The sequence below is a fragment of the Bacteroides sp. 214 genome (assembly GCF_010501015.1).
GTDB lineage: Bacteria > Bacteroidota > Bacteroidia > Bacteroidales > Bacteroidaceae > Bacteroides.
The window spans coordinates 453,792-470,932 of the sequence record NZ_QVML01000002.1 but is presented as its reverse complement, the minus strand read 5'-3'; the positions used below and the strand labels follow the sequence as shown (position 1 = coordinate 470,932).

The 17,141-nt window shown below is 38.1% G+C and carries 21 protein-coding genes and 1 pseudogene; 4 read left to right on the top strand and 18 right to left on the bottom strand.

Annotated elements, in window-relative coordinates; all coding sequences use genetic code 11:
- Positions 1 to 138: 138 nt before the first annotated feature.
- A complete protein-coding gene (locus D0T50_RS03680; protein ID WP_239058189.1) occupies positions 139 to 984 on the bottom strand; it encodes a cation transporter in 846 nt (281 codons plus the stop codon).
- Positions 981 to 1,187 carry a hypothetical protein gene (locus D0T50_RS03675; RefSeq protein WP_163222089.1) on the bottom strand — a complete coding sequence of 69 codons (207 nt, stop codon included), beginning with the start codon at positions 1,185 to 1,187 and terminating at the stop codon, positions 981 to 983. The genes D0T50_RS03680 and D0T50_RS03675 overlap by 4 nt, the downstream gene beginning before the upstream one ends.
- Before the next feature lie 240 nt (positions 1,188 to 1,427).
- Between D0T50_RS03675 and D0T50_RS03670 the strand changes: the two genes are divergently transcribed.
- Entirely contained in the window at positions 1,428 to 1,955 is a 528-nt protein-coding gene (locus D0T50_RS03670) for an antirestriction protein ArdA (RefSeq protein WP_163222087.1), read from the top strand.
- Between the two features lie 127 nt (positions 1,956 to 2,082).
- Here D0T50_RS03670 and D0T50_RS03665 read toward each other — a convergent pair whose 3' ends face one another.
- The 14 genes from D0T50_RS03665 to D0T50_RS03600 all read right to left on the bottom strand — a co-directional run bounded on the left by D0T50_RS03665 (position 2,083) and on the right by D0T50_RS03600 (position 10,645).
- On the bottom strand, positions 2,083 to 2,415 hold the full coding sequence (locus D0T50_RS03665; RefSeq protein ID WP_163222085.1) for a helix-turn-helix domain-containing protein: 333 nt from the start codon (positions 2,413 to 2,415) through the stop codon (positions 2,083 to 2,085).
- Positions 2,412 to 2,726, bottom strand: coding sequence for a helix-turn-helix domain-containing protein (locus tag D0T50_RS03660; RefSeq protein ID WP_163222083.1), 315 nt, complete (start codon positions 2,724 to 2,726; stop codon positions 2,412 to 2,414). Before D0T50_RS03660 ends, D0T50_RS03665 begins: the two co-directional genes overlap by 4 nt.
- A gap of 358 nt (positions 2,727 to 3,084) precedes the next feature.
- Complete coding sequence (locus D0T50_RS03655) at positions 3,085 to 3,495, bottom strand: hypothetical protein (RefSeq protein ID WP_163218524.1); 411 nt, start codon at positions 3,493 to 3,495, stop codon at positions 3,085 to 3,087.
- A 47-nt stretch (positions 3,496 to 3,542) separates the two neighbouring features.
- A complete protein-coding gene (locus tag D0T50_RS03650; RefSeq protein WP_163222082.1) occupies positions 3,543 to 4,031 on the bottom strand; it encodes a cysteine hydrolase family protein in 489 nt (162 codons plus the stop codon).
- 164 nt (positions 4,032 to 4,195) lie between these two features.
- The gene (locus D0T50_RS03645) at positions 4,196 to 4,636 is read right to left on the bottom strand and encodes an NUDIX domain-containing protein (protein ID WP_163209540.1); all 441 of its coding nucleotides are present in this window, start codon (positions 4,634 to 4,636) and stop codon (positions 4,196 to 4,198) included.
- 9 nt (positions 4,637 to 4,645) lie between these two features.
- Positions 4,646 to 4,786, bottom strand: coding sequence for a hypothetical protein (locus D0T50_RS03640; RefSeq protein ID WP_163222080.1), 141 nt, complete (start codon positions 4,784 to 4,786; stop codon positions 4,646 to 4,648).
- Positions 4,787 to 4,836: 50 nt separating this feature from the next.
- The gene (locus D0T50_RS03635) at positions 4,837 to 5,310 is read right to left on the bottom strand and encodes an N-acetyltransferase (RefSeq protein ID WP_163222078.1); all 474 of its coding nucleotides are present in this window, start codon (positions 5,308 to 5,310) and stop codon (positions 4,837 to 4,839) included.
- Between the two features lie 38 nt (positions 5,311 to 5,348).
- Positions 5,349 to 5,876: a dihydrofolate reductase family protein gene (locus tag D0T50_RS03630; protein WP_163222076.1), complete on the bottom strand. Its 528-nt coding sequence runs from the start codon at positions 5,874 to 5,876 to the stop codon at positions 5,349 to 5,351.
- A gap of 272 nt (positions 5,877 to 6,148) precedes the next feature.
- The gene (locus D0T50_RS03625; protein ID WP_163222074.1) at positions 6,149 to 6,994 is read right to left on the bottom strand and encodes an RteC domain-containing protein; all 846 of its coding nucleotides are present in this window, start codon (positions 6,992 to 6,994) and stop codon (positions 6,149 to 6,151) included.
- A gap of 34 nt (positions 6,995 to 7,028) precedes the next feature.
- Positions 7,029 to 7,568, bottom strand: coding sequence for a hypothetical protein (locus D0T50_RS03620; protein WP_163222072.1), 540 nt, complete (start codon positions 7,566 to 7,568; stop codon positions 7,029 to 7,031).
- 1 nt (position 7,569) lies between these two features.
- Complete coding sequence (locus D0T50_RS03615; protein WP_163222070.1) at positions 7,570 to 8,295, bottom strand: hypothetical protein; 726 nt, start codon at positions 8,293 to 8,295, stop codon at positions 7,570 to 7,572.
- Between the two features lie 60 nt (positions 8,296 to 8,355).
- Positions 8,356 to 9,357, bottom strand: a complete 1,002-nt coding sequence (locus tag D0T50_RS03610; RefSeq protein WP_163222068.1) for an FAD:protein FMN transferase — start codon at positions 9,355 to 9,357, stop codon at positions 8,356 to 8,358.
- Positions 9,344 to 10,072, bottom strand: a complete 729-nt coding sequence (locus tag D0T50_RS03605; RefSeq protein ID WP_370520866.1) for a hypothetical protein — start codon at positions 10,070 to 10,072, stop codon at positions 9,344 to 9,346. The genes D0T50_RS03610 and D0T50_RS03605 overlap by 14 nt, the downstream gene beginning before the upstream one ends.
- Positions 10,073 to 10,078: 6 nt before the next feature.
- Positions 10,079 to 10,645, bottom strand: a complete 567-nt coding sequence (locus D0T50_RS03600) for a TetR/AcrR family transcriptional regulator (protein ID WP_163222066.1) — start codon at positions 10,643 to 10,645, stop codon at positions 10,079 to 10,081.
- A gap of 161 nt (positions 10,646 to 10,806) precedes the next feature.
- On the opposite strand from D0T50_RS03600, the pseudogene D0T50_RS03595 reads away from it, so the two are divergent.
- Positions 10,807 to 11,029 (top strand): annotated as a pseudogene (locus tag D0T50_RS03595) (ATP-binding domain-containing protein); the annotation flags it as partial.
- Positions 11,030 to 11,175: 146 nt separating this feature from the next.
- Here the strand turns inward: D0T50_RS03595 and D0T50_RS03590 are convergent.
- Positions 11,176 to 12,264: a site-specific integrase gene (locus tag D0T50_RS03590; RefSeq protein ID WP_163222064.1), complete on the bottom strand. Its 1,089-nt coding sequence runs from the start codon at positions 12,262 to 12,264 to the stop codon at positions 11,176 to 11,178.
- A gap of 1,411 nt (positions 12,265 to 13,675) precedes the next feature.
- Between D0T50_RS03590 and D0T50_RS03585 the strand changes: the two genes are divergently transcribed.
- Together D0T50_RS03585 and D0T50_RS03580 are read left to right on the top strand one after the other, a co-directional pair.
- Entirely contained in the window at positions 13,676 to 14,980 is a 1,305-nt protein-coding gene (locus D0T50_RS03585; RefSeq protein ID WP_163222062.1) for an ATP/GTP-binding protein, read from the top strand.
- Between the two features lie 4 nt (positions 14,981 to 14,984).
- Positions 14,985 to 15,710 (top strand): RloB family protein, encoded by a 726-nt coding sequence (locus tag D0T50_RS03580; protein ID WP_163222060.1) that lies wholly within the window; start codon positions 14,985 to 14,987, stop codon positions 15,708 to 15,710.
- On the opposite strand, the gene mobV is transcribed toward D0T50_RS03580, so the two are convergent.
- Positions 15,711 to 16,961 (bottom strand): MobV family relaxase, encoded by a 1,251-nt coding sequence (gene mobV / locus D0T50_RS03575; protein ID WP_163222058.1) that lies wholly within the window; start codon positions 16,959 to 16,961, stop codon positions 15,711 to 15,713.
- Positions 16,962 to 17,141 lie beyond the last annotated feature (180 nt).

Below are 17,141 nucleotides of genomic sequence, written 5' to 3'. Positions count from 1 at the left end.
ATGAATTTTGCACTGTTCTCGCTTAATCGTATCTTTGCCACTGAAAGACTTTGTTTTACGATTCGGAATAGTCGTTTAACATTGATCTTTTAGTGGTGGGCATCCGGGGCAAGGCTTCGGATGCCTTTTTTGTATTTGCTACCTTGAAAGTTTCAGAATACGGACAGCACCGCGTATCACTATCAGAAATATTATTATACCAATAATCAAGTCAGGTAGATTGCTCCCAAACCACCAAACGAGTAACCCGGCAACGATAACCCCAATATTTATAATAACATCGTTCGCCGAGAAAATAATACTTGCTTTCATGTGTGCATCTTTACTTTGGGTGCGTTGTAACAACCAAAGACATACGGAGTTTGCCGCTAAAGCCAATAGCGAAATTCCAATCATGGCTTGAAACTCCGGTATAACTTCCAAACCTACAAATCGCCGGATAACCTCCGATAAACCGAGCAAAGCGAGGATTATTTGTAGAATCCCACTCCACAATGCCACCCGTTTTTTCTTCGCAATTGCAGCGCCGACTACCATTAGGCTCATACCATAGACCAACGTATCAGCTAACATATCGAGGCTGTCGGCAACCAAGCCCATAGACCGGGAAATAAGCCCGGTTGTCATTTCTATAAGAAAGAAACCGAAATTAATAGCAAGGACTATCCATAGGACTTTTCGTTGCCGGGAATCATCTTCTGCTATAACTTCTCCTTTTTCCTCAACGGAAACAACAAGGTGCGATCCTAAATTAAGTGAATCGAGTTCTGCCGAAATCGGTTCTACTTCCCCAGTATGCCATACATCGAGCGTTCGCCCGGATAGGTTAAACTCCAATTTCTCAATCGTAGTTATTTCCGCCAATTTCATGCGGATAAGATTTTCCTCACAAGGACAATCCATTTTATCTATACGAAAGGTCGTTTGTTGCATATTAATCACATAATTGCGGCCTACAAAGATACCACTTTTAGTCCATATCATAAGCTCGCATTTATAAATAAAAGCGACATCGTTTTCCCCCTATAAACCAGGTATTCCCAATCTTTTACTATTAACGGTTCTTCTTTCGTTCGGTTGAAACGGCAGCATCTTTTATCTTCCTTATCGGTTAAGACAGGAAACCACATCATTAAATAAAAACCATCATTCATAGGCGTAAGCATTAAAAATCCAGCTTCTTTCATTTTCCAACTTACACATACGGCAACTGCTCCGGTGGGTTATTTTCTATCATGGCGCAAAGGTGTTTACGGAATCTTAACGGGCAGTAAAGTACAAGCCTTGCAGGTTCACTGAAAAATCTCCACGCCATATAAGTTCAGGGTAGTATTTTATCCGTGAATACTTGACAGCCCTAATCCCTACACCGAAAATGCACCTGAATAAAAAATCAACCCGGCAGATGCCGATTAAAAATTAAGGTTATGGAAAATATATCAGAAGCACGGATTTATGTAGGAACTTACGCTAAGTATAATGAAGGTTCAATTTTCGGTAAGTGGTTAGACCTTTCGGATTATTCCGATAAAGAAGAATTTTACGAGGCTTGCCGCGAGTTACACAAGGACGAGGAAGACCCGGAACTGATGTTTCAGGATTGGGAATATATACCCTCCGGGTTAATAGGAGAAAGCTGGCTGTCCGATAACATATTTGAAATTATCGAAGCCATAGACGATATGGACGATGATAAAAAGGTAGCATTCGAGGTCTGGCTGAACCACGAAAACTACGATCTTAGTTCCAAAGATATAAACGACCTGATTTCCTCCTTCGAGGATGATTTTCAGGGGGCATACAAAGATGAAGAAGATTATGCGTATGAAGTCGTTGAAGAATGCTACGACCTGCCGGAATTTGCGAAAACTTACTTTGACTATGAAAAGTTCGCACGCGATTTATTTATGACCGACTACTGGTTCGATGACGGTTATGTGTTCCGGCACTCATAACTGAACCGGAAACGGTTTTCAAGGCGGAGCAGTCCGCCTTTTTTAGTGTCTGTCAAAAATAGCGAGCCCCGCTCTATCTCACGACAGTACGGGGTTCTAAACATCAAATAATCAAAAAAATGAAAAACTAACCGGATGGTTCAAGTTCTGTTTCGCTATTATTATCTCCTTTGGCGAAATGGTCACGGATGAATTTCTCTACGTTTTTCTCCGTATAAAATATCTTGTGGTGTATGGTTATGTAGGTCAGTTCACCCGCAGAACGGTAGCGTTGCAGTGTCCGTTTACTTACGTTCAGTAGTTGGCATAAATCCTGATTATCTAAAAGCCGTTCGCCATTCAATACGTTATGCCGTCCGCTCATTATATCCATGAACTTATCCAATCGGTCAAAACGCCCCATGAATTGCTCGAACCATTCCTGCATCCAGTCTCTCAATCCTTCGTCTTCCTCACTCATGGCTTGCCTCCTTTCGTTTTATCGTTCCTAATTACTCGACCAGATAGCAGGCGTTTAACTTCTGCCAATGTGTATCTCGCTTTACCGCCCCGGATTGAATAGGTTATATTCCCGTTACTGCGTAATCGCTGCATGGTGCGGCGGCTCACCTGCAATATGGTTGCGGCTTCTTGGTCGCTTACCCAAACCTCCGAAGGATCGGGTTGAGGGATTGCACTCTCTTTCGCCTGCTTTTTTATTTCGGAATGAATACGCTCGATTTTTCGCACCAGACTTTTATACGCTTCCGATTCTATGGTTATTACTTTCATGTTCCTTACTTATTGATTCGATGCAAAGGTCGGAAGTAATGAAATGTCGATTTCACAAGTTTACCCAAGTTGGGTACGAATTTTCTTTGATTTAACAGTAATATGCTATTGTATAAATAATTACTCTTTCTATTGTCATTTTTAGCCATCATTGCCAGTAAGACAATCAAGCGAAAAATAGTGTAAATACCCCTAAAAAGACAAACACCCAAGTTGGGTGAACTTGGGTGTTTGATATATTTATGACGTGATCAATAAAACTTGGGAATATCTATACAGAATCAATTCTTGCTTGCTATTAGAAAATAATGATCAATCTTAACTCTCGTTGTATTCTCTATTTCATCAAAAGTCAACTTCATCGTTTATCTTGTTTATATGCTTTTTCCAGTATTAGTTCAACAACTAATTCCAAATCTTTGTGATACTTAGGAAGTTCCATTGCCAAAGCCTTCAAGAATAATAATTTTTCTAAAGAAATCGCAATATAGTTCTGCTCAACTACACCGTTTTCTTTCAGATAATCATAATCAAACGTGCATATTTGGTTCCACATTTCAAAACTATATTCGCATATTCCGATATCACCACACAGATCCTTGATGTTATTTGGATATTTATTCTTTAGCGCTTCATGGTCTTCACTATGTACTACAAAATCAATATCTAACCCGGATTTACGCAAGCCATAATACTCCATTGCTTTTCCGCCGATCAACAAAGGTTTATGCGTGAATTTATATCCCAAAATGTTTAAGTCTATTTCCATACTTATTCATATACAGTTTCTGCGTCTCGTTACTGTGGCTTTTTTTGTCATAACAACAGGTCTTTCAAGCTAATTATTTTGCAGCCTTTACTCTCGTAATAATGAAGCATCTCATCAATTTTCCTTTTGTCGTAACTCGTAATACAATCAGACAAGACATTAACCGTATAACCAGCCTTACTCATGTTATAGCAGGTTGATTTAACACAAGCAATAGCATCTGCTCCTGTTATGTAGAACTCATCTATTCCGTTTTTACTAATAAAGCCTGCGAACTCTTCACAGGTCAATGCATTTCCTTTGTATTTCGTGAAAATATTCTCCGATACTATTTTCATATCCGGAACTAATTCAGCCCCACGTGTATTTGGTTTGAAAGTTCTTGTACCGTCTGATAAATTTTCGTGCCTTATATAAACAACGTGAATACCATTACTGGTCGCCCAGTCGATGGCTGTATTTATATTGCCGATTACTTCTTTGTAATTCTTTGTTATATCATTTTGAATATCTATTACTACCAATGCTTTACTCATTTTCTTATGCTTTGCGTCCTTATTGGGCGGTTTATTCTTAGTTCATCCATTTCTTTTCAGGCACAAAGATATTGGTTTTATTCGACAGAAGCCTTTATCTCTGTTCCTGATTTCTCTGATATTGCCTATTTACATATTAGAAAATTTCTTTTGCATAGCTTCGTTTACCTTATAAAGGGAACAATGCTTTTACTAAGGGCATCATGAAGCCAGTTTTCGTTTAACTGTCCCATGTTATCAGGCAACCTATCATACTGAAAGAATCTAAGTTCTTCCGTTTCTTCATTTGAAAAGTTTGACTGAATCTTTTCTGTCAACTTGGCTTCAAAATAAGACGTGATATACTGTACATTTCTTTCAGGATAGTAATAGGCTTGAGATTTTGGACTTGAATAAATCCCAATAAGACGCTTGATAATAGCATCACAAGCAGTTTCTTCTTTAATTTCTCTTATTACGGTATTTTCAATCGTTTCTCCGTATTCTACGTGTCCGCTGATAATACACCATTTTCCTGTGTCTCTTCTCTTTTGCAAGAGAATCTCTCCTTTGTCATTGAATATAATTACTGCAATAGCAGGTAATATATAATTATTTTGTTGCATAGTTTCTAATTATTCAAAAAACGTAATTGTACATGCCGTTGGTGCTACACGCCCTGCTTCTAAGATATAATCTAATGTTTCGGTATAGAACTGAACGGTTTCGTCAACGTTCTTCACGCCAATGTTGGGGGATAGAGTTTGATACTCCATGATTTTTATAGTTTTAAATAGTGCATGATTTATTTTTCAGTGATAACTTCTTATATCTGTGGACGGAACAAACTCTTTTTTAACATTACCATATCCTTTAGTTGAACGCCGTTTTCATAGATTGGAGCATCATAAATATTGGTAAAGTAATCTTTCTTTATGTCGTACTGAATAAATCCGTTCTTTTCATAAAAACGGATTTGCTTTATTCCGCAATCGGCTGTCCCGAGAATAATTTCTTTATATCCTTGTGCTTTGGCAATCTTAAATGATTCCATCAATAATTGGCTACCTATTCCTGTATTTTGATATTGTTCGGCAACAGCAATATTCATTATTTCTATCGTATCAGTATTTATATGACGCAAGCAAAACACACCGATAGAAATACTACTGTCAATCTGTTTCGCCACATATACCTCCGAATCGAAAAGATATTTGTTAATCCCTTCTATTGTTTCGTCCGCCAATAAAAGCAGGTCATATGGATAGTTCTCTGTTACTTTGCTTATTTTTAGATTCATACCTCGTTTTTGTTGTTTTAAAAGTGCAGAAATAGACTTTATGGCTTTTTATATACCATTTGTACAACTCCATTTTTATAACTCTCACTACTTTGCAACTCCCATTTTAATTCTTTGGACTGTCCCGGAAATAAGCGAATGCCGTTTCCGAGAACAATAGGAATGGCGGTTATTATCATCTCATCAACCAGATCCGCAGCAAGTAGCATTGAGAGCAATTCTCCGCCACCAAACAGCCAAATATCTTTTCCCGGTTCGTTACGCAGAGCAACAATACGTTCAGTTACATTTCCCGTAATGAATTTTATATTGTTATTTTCTCCCCAATCATGGCGAGAAACCACATAGACTATTTTATCAGCATATGTACCCATTGCATCCATGTTTGATAATTCACGCCAAGAACGACCACCCATGATAATAGTGTCAATCGAAGCCATAAATTCTTTATGACCATAATTCATTTCTTCGGCAATATGAAATTCCGAAAGCCATTCGATACCACCGTCCGATTCTGCAATGTATCCGTCAATGGAAGCCGCTATGTACAATTTTATTTTCTTCATGATTTTCAATGTTATACAAAATATAAAAAAAGCGTGGAGCTCACACCATTTCGACGTAGAGGCACTGGTATGCCCAATAAGCGAAACAGATAGAGTCCACGCCATACTTTCGTATAGCATGAACACTTCATCTGTTGCCTCGCTTATTTCAAAAATTACCAGTTTCCTACATCGAGACGTTCAGCGAACGTTATGTTATATATCTATGAAGTATCTGATATACTTCTTATTTTCTTTATTTTACGCATACAAAGATAGTATATTTAATCGGTTTATCTACTGTCTGCATCATCCATTCTTCGGGTTAACGCCTTAATCAAGCGATTGAGATATTCCGTCCGATTGCTTTTTCGGCTTCGGATTTCTAAAAATATATGGTAAATATCGCTCAAATCGACCTTGAAAATTCTTCCGAAAATGGTTGCCAATGCTTTTATTTCTATCATTCCCGCATTGATGCTCTTTTCTTCATGTATACCATAAATAATTTCTCCGAGTGCCGTTTTTTTGTCCGTCCATTTAGCAGGTGGCAGTTCATCATCTATTTGATAGCCGTTTTCTTCCTGATACTTCAATTTCGACAACTCGCAATTCAGATAAGCCGCCAACATATCATTGGCAAGTAATTTAGCAACCTTAAAATCGAAGTTGGTAGAAAATTTGGGGTCTCGTTCGAAATAGAAACTTTCCAGATTCAAATCTATTTCGTGGCGACCTCTCAAAAAATAAACTTCATCAAAACAGCTCTGTCCTGAACGGTAGTACTGAATAAATTCAGTATTCTTATTACAGAAATCGTTTATTTGGTTATGCTCTTTTTCCAGATATGTTCTTATGGTAGTATAGTTTGAAACAGGGCGATTGACCTCAAGGTAATATATCTTACGAAGATATATCAACTTACTGAACGCTTTGGGCTTGGTTTCTTTGAAGAATGTTATTTCCTCCTGTCGGGTTGGAAACTCGTACTCCGAAACCGTCGCTTTCAGTTCTTCAAAAGTATTTTCCATCGTCAATATCATGGACGGAGTGTTTTGAACTATATCATACAATTCCAATTCTCCTACTTGAATTGAAGCACTCAACTCGCTGACTATTTTTTCTATTTTATCTTTCATAAGAGTATCTGAATAATGAAAGTTGTCTAAACCATTAGAATCTTAAACCTATCTTAAAAGAAATAGAATGATGACTTAGCTTCTCCTCAAACTCTTTCAGGAAGAAGCTATCAGTATGTTTTTTCAGCCGTTCTAATTCCTGTAACTCATAACCGACAGCCAGTTGCAACTTCATTTTGTTCTTTAGCGGATATTGAATCCCCACAGATTGGTTCATGAAAAAACCGCCGTTGGCATTACCGGACGGGGCAAAAGAATACCCGACAGCAGATTCGACATAAGGCGTAAACTTTCGTTCCCTCCCGATTTGAAACCTTATATTGCCATACACAGGGATAAGCGTTTTCTCATAAAACGATAATCCCGTTCCTGCTCCGGCAGACCATCTATCGGTCAGCTTATAATACCCCAAGACCTGCCATGTGAAAGGAGTGGAGGACGGTGTACTCATGGATAATCCCGTTCCGATAGTCGTTGCGAAAGATATTTTACTTTCTTTACTTTCGCCATTGGTTTGCGCTTTCACGCTACTAACTGCAATACACAGAAGTATAATAAAGATAAATCGTTTCATATCATTGAATATTAATGGTTATTTCTTTTGCAATGTTTAATGCGGATGTCAAAGAAGATGTGTCAGAATAAATATTCCCGTTGCTTCCGTCAGGACTGCTATGCCCAATGATTGTTGCCGAATATTGCTTCTTGTTGGAATCAAGGTCTATTTCTGCCGAATAAACTACGGCGGGTTGTCCGCTACCTTCTTTACCGCCTGAATAATTTGCATCCCCTTCTTTTGCATTTTTTTGGTAATTATCGTTCCAGTCCGTCGAATGGTTCAGTTCTATTTTCACAACGAATTGTTTCAAATCACCGACCGGACGCATTTTTACGTCAAAACTTCCGTGTGGTGTTGCACCGGATATACCGTCAACCAAAGGTTGAGCCTTTGTTGGCAGATACAATCCGTCCGGATACTGAACTCCGCGAGCGTAACACCATGCCGGCAAGGATTCTTTTCGTCTGTTACCCCCATTGGATTGCCACGATTCGGTTGCTATCTTGTGGCTTGCGTAAATGGTTGTGAGGTAATTACCTGCCAAATCCTCCACCCATATAGCAATTTGGGGTGGATTTTTCTTGTCAATGCCCAAAAATGCAGGGAAGTCATGTAACCATTCATCGCCTTTTGTTACCAAGACTTTAATATCGTCCTCCTTGTAGGTAACTAAATCCTTGTCGCACGAAGTCAGCACTCCCAATGCTGTAATTCCTGCTACTACTAAATTTCTTGCTTTCATTTTTACTTTATTTATTTGTTAATAATGTGTCCGAGTGGGTACATTTTGGATAAAAAAATATCACACGTACCTATCCATGCTTTCCGACTGTTTTATACGGTAGTTATCCTGTTCGTCCAGATAAATGATATAATACTCCATTGCTCCGTTTGTTCGTAGCAATTCGTCCAGTTTGTCTGTTTCTACTGCCATAATTGCGGTAGCATATGCATCGGCGGTGGTACAATCGGAAGCAATAACCGTAGCACTTAAAATACAGTTATTCGCCGGATAGCCTGTCTGCGGATTAATCGTGTGTCCATATCGCTTATCGTTTTGGGAGCGGTAGTTATTATAGTTCCCCGAAGTCGCAACCGCTGTTTTTCCCGTCAAGTGAAGGATTATTTCAAATTCGGACGATTTATCAATTCCTAAATACTTGGGCGGTTTAATTATCCCGATAGACCAATCCGAGCCTGTACCATTTTTACCCTTTGTTACAATCTCACCACCAATATCAACCATGTAGTCATTTACGCATTTGCTGTCGAGGTAACGGGCAATAATATCACATGAAAGTCCGTCCCCGATAGCGGAAAAGTTTAGTTGAATGCGGGAATCTCCCTTTTCAATGAAATCATTTTGGAGAGCAACTTTGTTGTAGCCGACATACTCCATTATTTCATTTATTAAACTATCGGACGGTTCTTCCATATTCTTAAATCCAAATCCCCAAAGATTGATTAACGGAGAACAGGTAGGGTCAAATACACCTTTTGTCTTTTCCGCAAGTTCCATCGAGCGGTTAAAGGCTTCTGTGAAAATGGCATCCAAAGTTACTTCCTCGTTATTATTTACTTTCGATAAAGTTGATTGCTGGTCGAACGGATTAATGGATTCGTAAAAGACATCATAAATAAACAGGATATCTTCGCTCAAATCGTAAGGATAGTTGTAAGTTATCCTGTAATATGTATGCCTTTCTCCCGACAATACATGATATTTGCTCTTATCATTGCATCCGGTAGAACCATATAATATAAATGGGAACATAGCTAATGTAAATTGCTTATTGATTAACATATACAGTAATTCCTTTTACAATTTCCAGAGCTGTAGTCAGTTTAGAAGTATTGGGATAAATGTTGCCATCGGAACCGTCTGGACTGCTATGCCCAATAAGCTCTCCCTTAAATTCCCGTTGCTCATTAGTCAAATCAACTACGACCTGATAAACGATTGCAGGTTGTCCGCTTCCCATTTTTCCACCGGAATAGTTCGTATCTCCCTCTTTTGCGCCTTTAGGGTAATACTCATTGAAATCCGTTGAGTGATTAAATTCGCACTTAACAACGAACTGCTTAATATCTCCGCTCATTTGAAGATTAGTAGCAAAACTGCCTTTGGGTGTCGCCCCGGTTACAGCATCCGGTAGCGGTTCGTTTTTAGTCGGAAGATAAAGCCCGTCAGCATACTGCTTACCTTGTGAATAACTCCAACAGGGGAGCGACTCTTTACGCCTGTTTCCTCCGGCAGCAGTCCATGACTGCTTTGCCAACTTCTCGCTAACATAGATTGTGGAAAGGAAATTTCCTTCCAAATCCTCTGTCCATATAGCTATCTGTGGGGCATTCTTCTTTTTGATAAACCAGAAGATAGGAAAGTCATGTAACCACTCGTTCCCTTGTTCTATGGCGACTTTAATATTACCGTTGCCAAATTCCGAATGAATAGTATTCTGTCCGCTGCAACCCAATGTCGTTATTGCTAAAGCCATACTTAAAATTGCTTTTTTCATTGTTGGTTATTTTATCATTATATCTATCAATACATCAATTCCTTTAGCTATCTGATCCCAACCTTTATCACTTTGAATATCAATGCCGTTATACATCTTACAGTTTTCTGCGAACATGGCTAAATAGACAATTCCTGCATCCATAAGAGCAGATATAGCTTGTAATTGCTCCTTATCTACCTTTGCGAATCCGGACATCACTTCCATAAATTGCACTCCGTTTTTTTCTCTTTGGGCGCGGATTTCTACTACGAAATCTTTATCGGAAGAAAGTTCCCACCTTTTTAATCTTTTAAGCGCAATATTATCCCTGTATTCAGCTATTTCCCTGCGATAAAACATTTTCAAATAGACTTTAATATCCGAAACATCCGGTCGCTCCAATGGTGTATTAAGCCAAAAATCATGCTTCTTCATGTAAGCATAGATTAAACCATCGAGAGATTCAAAATAGCGGTAAATGAGAGTTTTGTTTACTCCCGCTTGCTCTGCCACTTTCCTTACTCCAAGCGATTCAAAACCTTCCCCTACAATAAGTTCTCCAACCGCATTAATCAGTTTTTCTTCGGTCATATCCCGATCTCGTTCTATTTTCGTCATTTTGATTCAATTTTGTATCCAGCTGGATACAAAATTAAGTAACCATTTGGACACAACCAAATTTTTTTGCAATTATTTTAAAAAATAACTTGTGTTTTATTGAAAGGAGTGCTTTATAGCTGATAAGCTAAAAGCATACAAATGATGTTTACTTCCTTTCAAATCAGAGTTCCGCTCTTGTTCAAGGTATTATTGTGTATGACAAAAGGATTGGAGTTTGACCAAGTAATCATCCCACAAGTAACTGACAGGAAATGCAATTCGGATATTGACCGGAGTATGTTTTATGTTTCAGCAACAAGGGCGATGCACAAGTTGACATTGACTTTTGTTGGAATGAAAAGTAAACAGTTTTAATGGCTTTAAATATATTTGAGAATATTGGCAATATGGGGATAATTTCGTACCTTTGTATTCATTAAGCGTTCTTAATGTATTGTTGAAAACGAAGCTAATCAGCGAATAATGATAGCTGGTTTCTAAATCGTTACCTGTTTGCAATATCAATCTTGCAACACGCTGAAATACATTCGATTGGAAGACTTTACATGTCTTGCTGTGTGAAATGTCAGATTTTTAGTGATTCCACACAAATCTCCGATTTCTTTCAAGTAGGAATTTGTCTTTTGGTTGCTCAAAACAGGTAAGATTCTCCCCTCCGGCAGTTTTCCTTTATATTTTTCTAAAATCATCTGAGGAATTTTAAGCAGAGGGACATTTACAGAAGTGTTGGTTTTTTGACGTTTAGTCATTATCCACAGATTCCCATCAAAAGAAGTACGGATATTATCCTGTGTCAGATTCTTTACGTCAATATAAGCCAAACCGGTGTAGCATGAAAAAATGAAAATATCACGAACCTGCTCCAAACGCTTAGTGGAGAATTTTTTGCTCATAATGGTTTCCAGTTCCTCCTGCGTCAAATACCCTCTATCGACTTTCATTATACGGATTTTGAAATTCGCAAAAGGGTCTGTATGAATCCAACCGTTATTTTTTGCCGTAATGATAATTGATTTGAATCTCTGGATGAACTTTGCCGTAGTATTGGCATTGCACTTACAGGTAGTAAGTAAATACACCTCAAAATCGGATAAAAACATGTGATTAACCTCTTTCAAAGAAATGTCAGAAAGGTTGTATCGCTCTTTTATGAAGTCTGAAACATGCTTCAATGTGCGTTCGTACTTTTGGTAAGTCGCTTTAGTCTTGCTTATCCCGATGAGCTTAAATACATCTTCATTCTGCCGTTTGAATAACTCCAACAGCATTTGATGTTTGATTTCAACTCCGAAGAAAGTGTTTTTGATTTTTTCGGGGGTAACATTAAGTTCTTTCTCTTGCAGGTCGCGATAGATTTTTGTCATCGTGGTTTTAATGCTATCGAGAATAGCATTTACTTCCTGCACTTCATTTGATTTGCCGATGGCTTTTCCGGCTTTCACATTCCAATAGTCGGGCTTGACCTCGACCTTTGCCCCAAATTGGACTGCTTGACCATTGACGGTAATCCGCCCCATAATCGGCATGTTGCCGTTTGCTTTTTGCCCATTCCTTTTCAGATAAAAAAGGATGCTGAATGTACTTTTCATATACCTAATAATTTATGTTGCAAAGTTACTTGCAACGAGTTAAACATTAAGTACATACACACCGCCAATACTGGACAACACACTGCCAATTTCGGACAAATCGTAACCTATTCTTAAATCGTCGGAGTAGGTTACGAATTAGCAACACAACTCTGTCTGTTTTTGGCAAAATGTTGGCTTTCTGCCCAGACACCTAAAAAAAGAAAAAAGCCCTACAACCTTTAAGTTTGTAGGGCTTGTCTTACCTTTGTCGCCTCTTTTCCGAGGCTTCTGGCGGTCCGGACGAGAAGCGAACATCGCTATCTTATGCACTACAAATCAGTATTTTAGTAGGTACATCTTCTTCGCAGGTTACGATTTAGCGAAAGACTTTTTCGTTAATTTCGAGCAATGAAAAAAGTCATGTAACTAACTGAATATGTAGCATTTGTCCTGCCAGTGGCAGCTCTTGGCTTACCTTTCTGCGGAGGGTGCGATATATGAACACCACGCCTTTATCTACTGTAATTCAGCAATTTATAAAACCGTTTTGCATTGCAGGTTACGATTTAGCGAAACTTTTGGCTAATTCTATGTAATGAAAAAAGTCCCACAATCTATTGATTGTAGGACTTGTCTTAGCTTTGTCGCCCGTTGTCTGGGCTTCTCAGCGGAGAGAGAGGCTCATCGAACCTTGTTCTAACTGCTTTATAAGCAAGACTTATAAAGTCGTAAATCTTTGATGTTAGCGATTTTCCACTTTCTGCTTTTCAGCGTTTTTCGTTGAAATTCACACTCCACAAAGATAGAAATTCAACTCGATATCTCAAGTATATTTTTTTCTTTTTTATCTGATAAACATCCCACCTATGGAAAGAACGAATAAGGCAACACTTTTACGGAAAATACTACCCGGAGCGTAGCAGAGGTGTGGAGATTTTCCGTAAAACCCGCAGGGCTTGGTGTTGACGTTTCGTTCTTGGAATATACCTTTGTGTTCAGATAAATTAGAAAAAGTCTGCATACGATAATCCGTTTTTTGGATAAGTTGCTTTTCTCTTGTATGCTAAAGACATAAGTGTATCGGACATAGAGCCAGAATTTCCGAGATTTATGGTATAAATCTCTACATTTTAGCAATATTACTAGTAATAAGCATTTCAACACAAGTTGCATTGAAATGCTTCAAAAATCTTTATCTGATTATTTGCTTTGATAGCACGGTGTTTTCTTTTTTCTGCATATTCAAGCAATACTTGAGAACAATCTTACGGACAAGGATCAACTTCTTATTAGCAATCGATTCGATAACACTTTTATTCTCATTGCAAAATTCTTCACATACATATATGCCCACTATAAAAAAATACAGTTCGTTGTCGTTTTATCGATGAACTTTTGTATTTTTGCAAAATAACAAATTAGAAATATCATGTTGATAGAATTTAGAGGTTCGAACTTCCGTTCTTTAGGCGACGAGCAAGTCTTAAGCCTAGTGCCCTCATCCAAGCATTCAGAATGTGTTGATTCAACTATTTTTACAAAAGAAAAATATGAAGCACTAAGTGTTGTTTCTATCTATGGCGCTAATGCTTCGGGAAAAAGCAATTTAATAAAAGCAATGAAGCTTTTTGATAGAATAGTTCATTTATCTGCGCGTTCTTCTTCTACCACAGTATTACCTTATGACCCATTCCTTTTAAGAGAAGGATATAACCTCAAACCAACAGAATTTGAAATAACATTTATTACAGAGAATAATATTCGTTATAGATATGGCTTTTCATTTAATCAAAAAGACATTTTATCAGAATGGTTATATCGGAAAAAAATTGGACGAGAAGTTTCTCTATTTGTTAGAGAAAATGACATTATAGACGTTTCATCAGGGTTCAATGGAGCTTCCAAACTTATAGAAGCATCTATTGAAGCCACACGAAATAATGCATTGTTTTTATCTACATGTGATATGCTGAATGTTGAAGAAGCTAAAAATATATTTCAATGGTTCAAATATTTCAATGTGGTCGATGGGCTTGAAACTGAAATAGAAGAAATTACAACGGTAAATTTATGGGAACAAGAAGAGTATAGAGCTAAAATAAAAAACTATTTATTGGCTCTTAATCTCGGATTTAAAGATATAAATATAGCAACTAAGAAATTTGAAGAAAAAGATTTGCCTGAGAATATAGACAAATCAACAAGACAATCTCTTATAGGGCAATTAGAGGGATCGACTGGGTTCTTGGTTAAAACAATTCATCAATTATATAATGAATTTGGAAAACAATCAATGCAAACTATTGAATGGGATATGGATAAACGCGAATCGTCGGGAACTAAAAAAGCATTTCACTTAAGTGGTCCTATCCTATGGGCTTTGACAAATGGTGGAATATTAATCATTGATGAAATCGAAGCCAAAATGCACCCCATAATGACTTTAGACACAATAAATCTGTTTCTATCTGCTGAAACCAATCCGAATAAGGCACAGCTGATTTACACTACTCATGATACAAATTTGATGACTTATTTGAACATAGGAAGAGATCAGATATATCTCACAGAAAAGAATAATTGGGAGTCAACAGAATTATATTCTCTCTCTGATATTCAATACAAAGACCCAAAAAAAGAACACCCCGATACAGATAGAGAAAAACGATATTTAGAAGGTCGCTATGGAGCGATTCCAGTGTTTGGCTCTTTTCTATCTATCCTTAACAAATAAAAAAATGGCAAGAAGAGGAAAGATAACGAACAAGCAAGAGCGTGACGTGATAGAAAGACCTGTGCGATATAAAAAATATTTGCAGTTTTTCTTAATAGTTTGCGAAGATCAAAATACAGAACCTACGTATTTTAAGCAGTTTATCTCTCTATTTCCCGAAAATACCTTGTTCTTAAAAACAGTAGGAACCGGTCTTTCCCCTAAAGGAGTGGTTGAACGAGCGATAATAGAACGCGATAATTTTGAAAAGGTAACATTAAAAGAAATTGATTTTGTTTGGGCTGTTTTTGATAAAGATGATGCTGACCTTGTTGGTGCTAATGGAAGTATGGCTAAGAAAGAAAACTTTGAAGAAGCTTTTACGGTTGCAGCAAAGGAGAGTATTGAAATAGCATATAGTAATGAAGTATTTGAACTTTGGCTTTTGTTACATTTGAAAAATGTTAGTGCTTCTGTGGCAATTCCAAGGCAAGATATCTATGCTGAATTGGAACAATCAGTAAAGAAAACTACTCCCTATCAAAATTTTGTTTATCAGCATGGCAATTCGGATATTATAGATATAATTGCAAAAATAGGAAATGAAGATGCGGCTTTAAAACGAGCCGCAAAAATACTTGAACAGCAAAAAGATAAAGAACCAATAGACGCAAATCCAAGCACTAAAGTTCATTTATTGGTAAAAGAATTACGAGATTGGATAGGTTATTATAATTATAAGCCTTCATAATTACATCTTAACTCCCTTATTTTCATACACATCCGACTTGATGCCGGGTCTTTTATAGTAAGTTGTAGCCTGCTTTACTTCTTGATATTTCTGCCTGAACCAGTCAAGAATATTTTGTCCGTTGATGGATAGTTTCAGCCTGTCGGAATCCTTACTCTCCTTAAATAGCTGCAATTTCGCATTCTGCACGCTAAATGGTTGGTCGTGTTCGGGCGAATGGAGTTTGCCCGTAACTGTAATTACATCTCCCTTAAACAGCTGCTTAATTGCATCTATTGTCAATCCAACCGCTTTACATAGCTGTGCAATCCGTAAACGTTCGCTTAAATGCGGGAATACATTAAATAACAGGTTTATGTCGCCTTGTGCTTTATACGGCTCATAATCCTGCTTTAGTTGCTCTATGCGGGTTTGGAGGTCTGTTATTTCCTCTTCTTTTTGTTGGGTATATTCGTGCATATTCAAGAACTTCTCCCGTGCTTCGTCCTTGCGGTCGTACATATCCCGGACTTTCTCGTAAACCTCTTGCTTTTGATCTTGGAGATATTCGATATCTTCTTTCAACTCTTCGTTTATGGCAAATAAATCTCGATAGTATTGTGGAGTGGTAATATGGCGGGCTTCAGAGCCTTTGATTCCCCGCCCTAATCCGTATTTCTGCATCTTCTCAGCATAGGTGTCCTGAAATCGTTCGAGATTTTCACGGGTCATCACATCATCGGCGCATAGTCGGACGGTATTGGTAGGCTTCTTACGGTATTTTCGCTTGCCGGATTGCTCTTGTTCCTGCACTTCGGTCTTTTTCTTTTCACGGATTTTTCTTCTTTCACCGGTAACAATAGGAACTACGGTAGCGTGAATATGTGGTGTTTTCTCATCCATGTGCAAAACAGCGGACACGAGGTTATCTTTCCCGAACGTTTCTTGTAGCCATTCGATATTATCTTTACACCATTCATCGAGCTTTCCCATGTTTTGTATGCGCTGCATATCTTCAGGAGTGCCCGACAGCATAATTTGTAAGGCACGCACCTGATTATGGCTAATCTTGCGCTTTATCCCAGCATTCTCGATACGATGCTGTATCGCTTGGGTGCGATTATCTACTCCGTCCGGAAACTCGATAAACTCTTTATTCAGGTGAGTTCTTTCCGGATTGGCATTTGCCGGACTAACCGTCCTCTCAATGTGGGCGGTTGTTCCGCTGTCATTGCCTTTCGGCTTTTGAATATGTAAGACGACGAATCCCATAATTCTGATGGATTAGGAGGTGATGCCGAAAGGTGCGGTTTGCAAAACCGCCGGGGTGTCCAGAGGGTTTTCCTTTGGCTTATTGGGGCATTTTTAGCAGTAGTGAAACGAATGCGTAACGAAAATGCCCTAATAAGCTACGGCTTTTTAAAAAGCCCATTGGAGTAGCTGCGGTTAAAC